Genomic DNA, 3,214 nt, shown 5'->3' on the forward strand with positions numbered 1-3,214 from the left:
TTGGGTAAACTTAGATTATTAGTTACTGAACATAGAGAATTATTTTTGGAGAAATGGTATGAGTACTTTGGCAATTAAATTTGATGATCATGCAGTTGACGTAAGTTTTACGAAAACCTCATTGCATTTTATTCTAGCTGATGGCAGAGAAATTTCAGCACCCTTGGAATGGTTTCCAAAACTACGAGATGCAACAGATTCTGAGCGAAAAGACTGGCGTTTTATTGGTAATGGACTTGGGGTACATTGGACTAAGATTGATGAGGATATTTCAGTTAGATCTTTAATGCTTGGGGCAGATTAATATATTCATAATTATGCGAACAGATTTATTCTTAAAAACCCTTATTTATTAAGGAATATAATCTATTTTTAAAGAGATTTTTAGTTGGATAAAGTTTGGGGTTCTTAGCGATAACGAACTTATTTTATACAAAATTAAGATCTTAGTTCGCATTTGCCCCGTTTCTGTAATTTAACCTAAAAATGGTTTAAGTCACTCTATGACAAGGCAGGCATTCCTGGCGCAAGCTCCCATTCTGGCCGGCGAACCTTCATCACCCGTCTCATTGAGCAAGGCGGCGATATTAAAGCCGTCTCCCGTCTGGCAGGACACGCCAGCATCGTCACCACTGCCATTTATGTCGAAGACAATCCCGAACGCTTAAGGCGTCTGACCGAGCTAGCCCTGTTTTAGAGGGTTATTAAAAACCAGTTAGTCTTTATATTAATCAACGACTTCAAAATAACGCAATAGGAGCGAGATAGCTCTCTGGCAGAGCTTATATCCTTGCCACCCTCCAGTTCGCGCTTCTTAAGTCAATTGCGTGCGTCGTTTTTTTGTTAACTGTCCCTAAACGACCTTTTTTATCTTTCCTCTTGCTCCTGCAAGAGCCATTTTTGCTTCTCCTCTGCCGGAACAATGGTGCAATACCCCTGTTCAGCGGAGTAAACAATCAACGCATCCCCCTGCTCAAGTCGGGTCAGAAGTTGCCTTTTTTTATCAGCCACCGCCATTTCGCACTCACCGTAGTCCGTCGCCTCGCGAGTAAGGATGGTCATGATTAAATTCTCTATGGCCACCTCCGACAATAGCTGGTAATCAATTTCAATCACTTTGCGGGCTCTACCTGATAGTGAAGCTTCATGATTTAGCAATCACCAGAATCACCACACCCCAAAGCACCACATGCTGTTCAGGGGTAATTGGAATTGGCCGATAGGCTGGATTTTCTGGCAGTAATTGCATACCCTCATCATTGATACTTAAGCGTTTTACTGTAAGCTCGCCATCAACCGCCGCAACCACTATTCGGCCGTGAGTTGGTGTGACCTCTTTATCAACGACCAGCCAATCCCCCGATTGAATACCAGCATTTAACATGGAATCACCTGAAGCAATAACAACGAAGGTCGAACTGGGATGCTTAATGAGATACCGATCTAAATAAATAGTCCTGTCAATCGTGTCATCAGCAGGCATGGGGTAGCCTGCTGAAACCCGGCTCGCATACAAAGGAAGCGCATAGGTTTTAGAACCTTGCTCCAAGTAAACGTGAGCACGTCTGATTTCAGAGTATTGGCAACGGGTAAGCATGGGGTAATTCATTTTCCATCAGGGTAATTTGTTTCTCATTTTAAACGAAAAGCAGACGGGCTAACAGCAAGAGCTTCAAACTACCCTCACTATTCATGCCTGCTCACCCTATTCTTATATCGTTTGAGATGCAAAGTTGATAATTCGTGACTGATATTTGATTGAGCCAGAAGGCTTGAACTCATTTACTGAAATAGATAATTTGTACTTCTATAAATGGAGTGTTAAACACTTACAGGCACCTCCTGATTTGATGAATTCATTCATGTCGCAAGGGTGTACTATAAAACCATGAGATTCTAATAGGCGATAAGTAACTGGGCAGTCAGAAGGTAAGATAACGTGCTGGCCAATGACGACCGCATTACAAGCAAATCGCCTAGCTTCATCTTCAGGAACATCAATCAATTGTCCTATTTTACGCATTGCTCGCTGCGATTGTTGACTAAATGCATCAGGATACCAGAGAGCCAAAGATGAATTTAGAGGACAAAAACAAGTATCTAAATGATAAAAGTAAGGATTGATAAGCTCACAAAATACTAAATTAAGTTGTTTAAAAAATGGATGTTCATAAACACTGATGTCGCTTCGGAAACCATAGCCCGCCGCTAAACAGTTATTAAAAACTAGCGTGTCGCCAGCCCCTTCAAAAGCCGGTGGCTGGCTCAGATCATATTCTATATTCACTATCTCAAAACCTTCTTGAGAGAACCAATCTTTAAAATGTTCACTTTCAGGTTGGCGTTCATGACTTTTAAATGCGCTAACCCATACTTGGTTTCTGTAAATAAATCCTGCATTGGCTGTAAACACCATATCAGGTAAGCCATTAATTGGCTCAATCAATTTTACGTTTACGTTTAATTTTAATAGCGTTTCATAGAGAGCCTGCCATTGGGTTTTAGCCCTTGTTTGAACAACAGGGATGTCTACATGCATCCAAGGATTAATTTCATAAAAAATGCCGTAATGCTGCGGATTACACATTAAGATATTCAATATTGGGGTTCTAGCCGCAAACCTCAGAAATTTCCGGACGGTTTTTGGTCACTTTGCTTTTTCTTAACCTCCGCAAAAGAACCTTGCCTATTATCTCATCAAGATTGATGATTTTATCATCCGTAAATATGAAATGTCCTTGAAAATGAATGTGCTGCCAAGCTATAGGAGATATTTTCTTTAACATAGACAACGCTCTTTCATCGCCCTCAGTTTCATATTTCTGCTTGAGCTTAGATAATATTGCAGAATTATAGTGAATAATAGCATTGGCAATGAGTCTGCCACACTGGTTGCTGATCTCAATTTCACGATCACCTTTGCCAGATAATTGTTTTTTCCCATACGCTGTTGCAATGGCTGCGCGTAATTGATGATACGATTCCACACGATTCTGTGAACGATGGATATCGCGTTGTAGTTTCCTGTCTTGTAAATATTTGAGGGTATAAATGCTACGAATGAGTTTGTCATACTCCAGGATTGCCTTGCGAGTTCTGTTGTCAGTGGTGTATGTGCATAATTTTTTGGCTCTTGGCGTCTTCGCGTTGAACTGTATAATATCACGCCATGGCTGGATTGAACCTTTCGAAACCAGTCAAGTCCAACATTAGT

The 3,214-nt window shown here is 40.9% G+C and carries 4 protein-coding genes and 2 pseudogenes; 2 read left to right on the forward strand and 4 right to left on the reverse strand.

The window, feature by feature from the left end; genetic code table 11:
• Positions 1 to 58: 58 nt before the first annotated feature.
• Together Lfee_RS12110 and Lfee_RS16770 are read left to right on the forward strand one after the other, a co-directional pair.
• On the forward strand, positions 59 to 304 hold the full coding sequence (locus Lfee_RS12110; RefSeq protein ID WP_058447211.1) for a DUF2442 domain-containing protein: 246 nt from the start codon (positions 59 to 61) through the stop codon (positions 302 to 304).
• A 198-nt stretch (positions 305 to 502) separates the two neighbouring features.
• Positions 503 to 697, forward strand: a pseudogene (locus tag Lfee_RS16770) (tyrosine-type recombinase/integrase); the annotation flags it as partial.
• A gap of 170 nt (positions 698 to 867) precedes the next feature.
• On the opposite strand, the gene Lfee_RS12115 reads toward Lfee_RS16770, so the two are convergent.
• From Lfee_RS12115 to Lfee_RS12130, 4 genes and pseudogenes are all read right to left on the reverse strand, one after another.
• Positions 868 to 1,116, reverse strand: coding sequence for a YheU family protein (locus Lfee_RS12115; RefSeq protein ID WP_058447217.1), 249 nt, complete (start codon positions 1,114 to 1,116; stop codon positions 868 to 870).
• A gap of 28 nt (positions 1,117 to 1,144) precedes the next feature.
• Entirely contained in the window at positions 1,145 to 1,609 is a 465-nt protein-coding gene (locus tag Lfee_RS12120) for a LexA family protein (protein ID WP_112854818.1), read from the reverse strand.
• A gap of 198 nt (positions 1,610 to 1,807) precedes the next feature.
• Positions 1,808 to 2,587 carry a dimethylarginine dimethylaminohydrolase family protein gene (locus tag Lfee_RS12125; RefSeq protein ID WP_058447215.1) on the reverse strand — a complete coding sequence of 260 codons (780 nt, stop codon included), beginning with the start codon at positions 2,585 to 2,587 and terminating at the stop codon, positions 1,808 to 1,810.
• Between the two features lie 100 nt (positions 2,588 to 2,687).
• A pseudogene (locus tag Lfee_RS12130) lies at positions 2,688 to 3,128 on the reverse strand (Tn3 family transposase); the annotation flags it as partial.
• Positions 3,129 to 3,214 lie beyond the last annotated feature (86 nt).

The organism is Legionella feeleii, from assembly GCF_001467625.1.
Taxonomy (GTDB): Bacteria; Pseudomonadota; Gammaproteobacteria; order Legionellales; family Legionellaceae; genus Tatlockia; species Tatlockia feeleii.